Genomic DNA, 6,866 nt, shown 5'->3' with positions numbered 1-6,866 from the left:
CACCGCCACCCCGCAGTCGCCCGCGCCCCCGCGCCGTGCCGCGCCGCAAGATCCGCGCAACCTCAAAGGTGCTGCCTCGACCCCGCCCGGGAGCCGACACCTTCCCCGAAGTTGCCGCCTTCCCGCGCGCCGCGCAAGCGTCGCGCAAGTCGGGGGTGCACGATGGGGTGCGCCGCCGCTTGGCGGGTCAGAAGAGTTCGGGGCGGCGCTTGCGGCGTTCGTTGAAGTCGCGCATGCGCTGCGGGTAGCCCATGAGGCGGACGTCGTAGACGGGGATGCCCATCCGGTAGGCGAATCGGCGGGCGCCGTCCGGGCCGTCGATCCGCCGGCGGGTCCACTCACCGTCGTCGGCGATCAGCATGACCGTGGTCTCGGTGACGGTGGTCCGCGGCTCGATGTACGCCTCGACACCGCGCCGGGTGCGGACGAAGTCCTCGAGATGGTCCAGATCCGCCCGGTCAGCCTGACGGTCGAGGCTAACCGGACGCGCCTTCTTCCGCCGTCGGAACAGTCCCACCGAGCCCTCTCCCCCACATTCCGTCATCGAAGCCCGTGCCAAGGGTACGTGTCCCCGACGTGTCGTTGGGCACCTCACTACGCGGCCTGAACGCGGTGGTGACAAGATGACCGAGGTGGGGTGTCGGTGTTACCCCGCCGTAACCCCCGATGCAGTGACGCGACCTGGGAGTTGGACGTGAGCGAGCCGAACGACGCAACCTTCGACATCGTCATCCTCGGAGGTGGCAGCGGCGGCTACGCGGCGGCGCTGCGGGCCGCCCAGCTGGGTCTCTCCGTCGCGCTGGTCGAGAAGGGCAAGCTCGGCGGCACCTGCCTGCACAACGGCTGCATCCCGACCAAGGCGCTGCTGCACGCGGCCGAGATCGCCGACCAGACCCGCGAGTCGGAGCAGTTCGGCGTGAAGGCGGAGCTGGTCGGCATCGACATGGCGGCGGTCAACTCGTACAAGGACGGGGTGGTCTCCCGGCTGTACAAGGGCCTGCAGGGCCTGGTGGGCGGCGCGAAGAACATCACCTTCGTTGCGGGCGCGGGCAAGCTGGTCGCGCCGAACACCGTCGAGGTCGACGGTCGGCGCTACACCGGCCGCAACGTGGTCCTGGCCTCCGGCTCGTACGCCAAGAGCCTGCCCGGCCTGGAGATCGACGGTGAGCGGATCATCACCAGCGACCACGCCCTGACCCTGGACCGGGTCCCCGCCTCGGCGATCGTGCTCGGCGGCGGCGTGATCGGCGTCGAGTTCGCCAGCGTGTGGAAGTCCTTCGGGGTGGACGTCACCATCGTCGAGGCGCTGCCCCGCCTGGTCGCCGCGGAGGACGAGGAGTCCTCGAAGGCGCTGGAGCGGGCCTTCCGCAAGAGGAAGATCAACTTCAAGGTCGGCAAGCCGTTCGAGAAGGTCGAGAAGACCGACAACGGCGTCCGGGTGATGATCGCCGGCGGCGAGACGGTCGAGGCGGAGCTGCTGCTGGTCGCCGTCGGCCGGGGCCCGAACACCGCCAACCTCGGCTACGAGGAGCAGGGCGTCAAGATGGACCGCGGCTATGTGCTGACCGACGAGCGGCTGCGCACCAGCGTGCCGAACGTCTACGCGGTCGGCGACATCGTGCCCGGCCTTCAGCTGGCCCACCGCGGCTTCCAGCAGGGCATCTTCGTGGCCGAGGAGATCGCCGGCCAGAACCCGGCCGTCATCGACGAGGCCGGCATCCCCCGGGTCACCTACTCCGACCCCGAGCTGGCGTCGGTCGGGCTGACCGAGGCGAGGGCCAAGGAGCAGTACGGCGCCGACAAGGTGAAGACCTACAACTACAACCTGGGTGGCAACGGCAAGAGCCAGATCCTCAAGACGGCCGGCTTCGTGAAGCTGGTCCGGGTGGAGGACGGCCCGGTGGTCGGCGTGCACATGGTCGGCGCCCGGGTCGGCGAGCTGGTCGGCGAGGCGCAGCTCATCTACAACTGGGAGGCGTACCCGGCTGAGGTGGCGCAGCTCGTGCACGCCCACCCGACGCAGAACGAGGCCCTGGGCGAGGCGCACCTGGCCCTCGCCGGCAAGCCGCTGCACGCGCACGCCTGATCACGACAACCGCGGCGTCCGGCGACGGGCGATGATCCCACCAGGGGAATGAAGGAGTCTCAGAGAAATGCCGGTATCGGTCACCATGCCCCGGCTCGGCGAGAGCGTCACCGAGGGCACCGTCACGCGCTGGCTCAAGCAGGAGGGCGACACCGTCGAGGTTGACGAGCCGCTGCTCGAGGTGTCGACCGACAAGGTCGACACCGAGATCCCGTCCCCGGCGGCGGGCGTGCTGAGCCGGATCGTCGTGGGCGAGGACGAGACCGCCGAGGTCGGCAGCGAGCTGGCCGTGATCTCCGGGCCGGGCGAGTCGGCCGGCGAGGCCGCGCCGCAGCAGCAGGCCGAGCCGGCCGTCGAGCCGACGGCCGCCGCCGAGGGCACCGGCCCGGAGCCGGAACGGCCGGCCGCGGAGCAGCCGGCGGCCCAGGCCGCCCCGGCGCCGTCGGCCACGGGCACCCCGGTCACGATGCCGGCCCTGGGCGAGAGCGTCACCGAGGGTACGGTCACCCGCTGGCTCAAGCAGGTCGGCGACACCGTCGAGGTGGACGAGCCGCTGCTGGAGGTCTCGACCGACAAGGTCGACACCGAAATCCCCTCGCCGGTCGCCGGCACCCTTTTGGAAATCCGGGTCGCCGAGGACGAGACCGCCGATGTCGGCGCCGAGCTGGCCGTGATCGGCGTCGCCGGTGCCGCGCCGGCCGAGCCGAAGCCGGCGCCGAAGCCGGCGCCGAAGCCCGAGCCGAAGGCCGAGGCGCAGCCGGCGCCGACGGTCAAGGAGCCGACCCCGGGGATGTCGTACAACGAGCCGGCGCCGGAGGCCGAGACCGCCGCCCAGCCGGCGAAGGCCGAGCAGGCGGCGCAGCCGGCCGCCCCGACGCCGACCCCGCAGCGCCCGACCGCCCCCGCCGCCGGCGGCGGTGAGGAGGCGGCCGGTTACGTGACGCCGCTGGTGCGCAAGCTGGCCAGCGAGCACGGCGTCAACCTCTCCTCGGTCAACGGCACCGGCGTCGGCGGGCGGATCCGCAAGCAGGACGTGCTGGAGGCGGCCGAGAAGGCCCGGGCTGCGAAGGCCGCGCCGGCCCCGGCCGCGGCGCAGCCCGCCGCGGCGGCGGCCCCGGCGAAGCCGGCCGCGAAGCCGCAGCCGAGCGCTAAGCGCGGCACCACCGAAAAGCTGCCCCGGATCCGGGCCACCATCGCCAAGCGGATGCAGCAGTCGCTGCACGAGATGGCGCAGCTGACCACGGTGGTCGAGGTGGACGTCACCAAGATCGCCAAGCTGCGGGCGCAGGCCAAGGACTCGTTCCAGCAGCGGCACGGCGCCAAGCTGTCGTTCCTGCCGTTCTTCGCCCTGGCCGCGATCGAGGCGCTGCAGACCTACCCGATCGTCAACGCCAGCATGGACATGGAGGCCGGCACGATCACCTACCCGGACGCCGAGCACCTCGGTGTCGCGGTGGACGCCGAGCGCGGCCTGATGGTGCCGGTGGTGCACAACGCCGGCGACCTGAACCTGGGCGGGCTGGCCAAGCGGATCGCCGATCTGGCCGAGCGCACCCGGGCCAACAAGATCAGCCCGGACGAGCTGGCCGGCGCCACCTTCACGCTGACCAACACGGGCAGCCGGGGGGCACTCTTCGACACCCCGATCGTGCCGTCGCCGCAGTCGGCGATGCTCGGTACGGGTGCCGTGGTCAAGCGTCCGGTCGTGGTCAACGACCCGGAGCTGGGCGAGGTCGTCGCCGTCCGGTCGATGGTCTACCTGGCCCTGTCGTACGATCACCGGCTGATCGACGGCGCCGACGCCGCCCGCTTCCTGGTCGCGGTCAAGGAGCGGCTGGAGGCCGGCAACTTCGAGGCCGAGCTGGGCCTGTAGTCCGTCCCCGTACGCGCGTCAGGGCGCCCCGGTCACGTGACCGGGGCGCCCTGTTGCCGTTGGGCGGCTGGCCGGCGCCGGCGTCGATGCCCGCCGCCGTCAGCGGGATCAGGCCGCTGTGAGGCTCTCCTCCGAGACCTGCCACAGCCGCTGCGCGGCCTCCGCGTCCATGGCGTACGGCGCGTAGCCGGTGCGGGTGCCGGGCTGGTTCGGGCCGGCCTCCTGGCAGTCCTCGAAGTAGCGCCCGCCGACGCCGTCGAGCAGCGGCGACGTGGCGACCAGTACCGAGGTGGCGGCACCCTGCTCCGGGGTCTTCCAGTAGGCGGCCCCGCCCCCGCTCTGCGCCCGCATCCGGTCCAGTTCCTCCTCGCTGATGTAGCGCTGGAGGTTGGTGCGGATCGCGCCCGGCATCAGCGCGTTGGCGAGGATGCCGTCGTCGCCCCAGCGCCGCGTCGCCTCCACGGCGAAGAGCACGTTGGCGGTCTTGGACTGCCCGTACGCCTCCCACGGGTCGTACGGGCGCCGCTCGAAGTGGATGTCCTCGAAGACCACCGGCGAGCGCAGGTGGGCGGCCGAGCTGACCGAGACGACCCGGGCGCCGCCCGCCGCGGCCAACGCCCGGTGCAGCCCGGTGGTCAGCGCGAAGTGGCCCAGGTGGTTGGTGGCGAACTGCATCTCCCAGCCCTGCGGGGTGCGCGTCTCGGGCGAGGCCATGATGCCGGCGTTGTTGACCAGGATGTGCAGCGGGCCGTCCCAGGTCGCCACCAAGGCCGCCACCGACGCCAGATCGGCCAGATCCAGCGGAGCGACGAGCACCCGGTCATTGCCGGTGCTGGCGGTGATCTCGGCCGCGGCGCGCTGCCCCTGGTCGAGCCTGCGGACGGCGAGCGTGACCTCCGCCCCGGCGGCGGCGAGCGCCCGGCCGGTCTCCACCCCGATACCGGACCCGCCGCCGGTGACGACGGCCCGCCGGCCGGTGAGGTCGATGCCGCGCACCACCTCCATCGCGGTGGTGTCACGGGAGAAGGGCGTGCTGACACGTGTGCTGGTGGTCATGATCCATCCTTGTCCGGCGCGGCAGGGACCGGTCGTCCGCCGCGGGCGCTTTCCCAGCCCGGCGCCGAGGTAACGCTGGAAACCGTCGCCAGGACGCCGGGGCCGGGGTCGGCACCCTCTACCGCCACGTCCCGGCCGGGAGCGCTGGTCGAGGCGGCGTACGCAACGAGCTGGCCAAGCTCTGCGACGCGGCGGAGGAGCTGCTCGCCGCGCTCACCCGACTGCTGGACGCGGGCGCGGCGGCCGGCACCCTCCGGGCCGACGTACCCCGGGCGACGTGCTGGCCGGCCTCAGCGGGGTGTGTCCCTCGCGGCTGGCGACCGGCGCAGCGCGAGCTGGCCGACCGCCTGCTGGACCTGCTGATGGACGGCCTGCGGTACCAATGGACGAGCTGACCCGAATCCGGCCCCCGGCCCGCCGGTCGCTGGGAGAGTGGGATGGTGGGGGGCAACCGGTGGCGCGGGAAACTGGGTCCGGCTGTCTCGATCGCCCCTGGTGCCCGGGTCGACAAGTTCGAGGTCTTCTTCGACCTGGTCTTCGTCTTCTCGTTTTTCATCATCACCCGGGCCACCGCCATCAAGATCAGCGGCGCCAGCCTGTTTGACGCCATGCTCGTGCTCGCGGTGCTCTGGTGGGTGTGGGTGGTGCACAGCGTGGTCGCCACCCGGATCCGGCTCGGCGAGGGCTTCGTCCCGGCGCTGATGGTGGTGGCGATGGCCGCGCTGTTCTGCTTCTCGCTGTCCCTGCCGCAGGCGTTCGGCCAGCCGACGTCGATGGCCGCCGGGCCGATGGTGGTGGCGATCAGTTACGTGGTGATCCGGGCCACGCACCTGCTGCTGTACTGGCACGTCGCCCAGGAGCGGCCCGGCGAGCGCCGGCTGCTGCTGAGGTACTCCCCCGAACTGATGATGAGCACCGCCCTGCTACTGGCCGCCGCGCTGATACCGCAGCAGATCGACGACCCGGGTCGGGCCGCGATCGTCCGCGACGGGCTCTGGGTCACCGTCATCCTGCTCCAGTACGGCGTGGGCCTGGTCGCTGGCGCCTGGGGCTGGATGCTGGCCTCCGCCGAACACTGGACCGAGCGGTACGACCTCATCCTGATCATCGCGCTGGGCGAGTCGATCATCTCGGTCGGCGTCGGCAGCAACCTGCTCGGCCAGCCCCCGACCTGGGCGGCGGTGGCCGCCGCCGTGCTCGGCATCGTGTTCACCGCCGCGCTGTGGTGGGCGCACTTCGACGTGATCGGCCCGGCCGCCCGGATCGCCCTGCACGCCGCCCAGGGCCGGCCACGGGTGGCGATGGCCCTGCACGCGTACGCCTATCTCTACCTGCCGATGATCGCCGGGATCATCCTGTTCGCGCTGGGCGCCGAGAGCATCATGCACGACATCGCCGAACCGTCGGTCCCGATCACCGAACCGGCGCCCGGGCACTCCGTACCGCTGCTCTTCGGCGGGGTGATCTGCTACCTCGCCGCGAGCATGCTGTTCCAGCTGCGCACCCTGCACACCCTGTCGTGGAGCCGGCTCGGCACGGTGCTGGTGCTCGCCGCCGCCATCCCGCTCGCCACACACCTGCCGGGGCTGGTCGCGCTCACCCTGCTGACCGCCATCTGCGTCGGCATGGTGGCGCTGGAGGTGGTGGTCATGGCGGACGCCCGGCGCGCCCTGCGGGAGGCTGTCTTCGCCGAGAAGACCACCCACGAGGCGCACGAGGTCGCCTTCCGCGCCCGCTGGCACGAGAAGCCCTCGGACGAGCCGCCCACCTGACGGCGGTCGCTTCCCCCTCCATCGGCGCCTGGTCTGCCGGTAGCAGAATCGGGGGTGGTGGGGTGGCCCGGCGAGGGGC

The 6,866-nt window shown here is 72.2% G+C and carries 6 protein-coding genes; 4 read left to right on the top strand and 2 right to left on the bottom strand.

The window, feature by feature from the left end; genetic code table 11:
- Positions 1-187: 187 nt before the first annotated feature.
- Positions 188-517, bottom strand: a complete 330-nt coding sequence (locus C1I99_RS27530; protein ID WP_111137123.1) for a hypothetical protein — start codon at positions 515-517, stop codon at positions 188-190.
- Positions 518-694: 177 nt separating this feature from the next.
- Between C1I99_RS27530 and lpdA the strand changes: the two genes are divergently transcribed.
- A complete protein-coding gene (gene lpdA / locus C1I99_RS27525; protein WP_111137122.1) occupies positions 695-2,086 on the top strand; it encodes a dihydrolipoyl dehydrogenase in 1,392 nt (463 codons plus the stop codon).
- Between the two features lie 67 nt (positions 2,087-2,153).
- On the top strand, positions 2,154-3,959 hold the full coding sequence (gene sucB / locus C1I99_RS27520; RefSeq protein ID WP_111137121.1) for a 2-oxoglutarate dehydrogenase, E2 component, dihydrolipoamide succinyltransferase: 1,806 nt from the start codon (positions 2,154-2,156) through the stop codon (positions 3,957-3,959).
- Between the two features lie 108 nt (positions 3,960-4,067).
- On the opposite strand, the gene C1I99_RS27515 is transcribed toward sucB, so the two are convergent.
- Positions 4,068-5,015, bottom strand: a complete 948-nt coding sequence (locus C1I99_RS27515; protein WP_111137120.1) for an SDR family NAD(P)-dependent oxidoreductase — start codon at positions 5,013-5,015, stop codon at positions 4,068-4,070.
- Between the two features lie 5 nt (positions 5,016-5,020).
- On the opposite strand from C1I99_RS27515, the gene C1I99_RS35065 reads away from it, so the two are divergent.
- Both C1I99_RS35065 and C1I99_RS27510 read left to right on the top strand, forming a co-directional pair.
- Positions 5,021-5,410, top strand: coding sequence for an SbtR family transcriptional regulator (locus C1I99_RS35065; protein ID WP_369122448.1), 390 nt, complete (start codon positions 5,021-5,023; stop codon positions 5,408-5,410).
- Between the two features lie 42 nt (positions 5,411-5,452).
- Positions 5,453-6,787, top strand: coding sequence for a low temperature requirement protein A (locus tag C1I99_RS27510; RefSeq protein ID WP_438941456.1), 1,335 nt, complete (start codon positions 5,453-5,455; stop codon positions 6,785-6,787).
- Positions 6,788-6,866: the final 79 nt, after the last annotated feature.

Source organism: Micromonospora deserti (assembly GCF_003236335.1).
Lineage (GTDB): Bacteria > Actinomycetota > Actinomycetes > Mycobacteriales > Micromonosporaceae > Micromonospora > Micromonospora deserti.
Note: the sequence above shows the minus strand (reverse complement) of the source record. Positions and strands in the feature narration are given on the sequence as shown.

Coding starts and splice junctions, on each gene's coding strand:
- C1I99_RS27510 (WP_438941456.1), top strand. CDS start 5,453: ATGGTGGGGGGCAACCGGTGGCGCGGGAAACTGGGTCCGGCTGTCTCG.
- C1I99_RS27515 (WP_111137120.1), bottom strand. CDS start 5,015: ATGACCACCAGCACACGTGTCAGCACGCCCTTCTCCCGTGACACCACC.
- sucB (WP_111137121.1), top strand. CDS start 2,154: ATGCCGGTATCGGTCACCATGCCCCGGCTCGGCGAGAGCGTCACCGAG.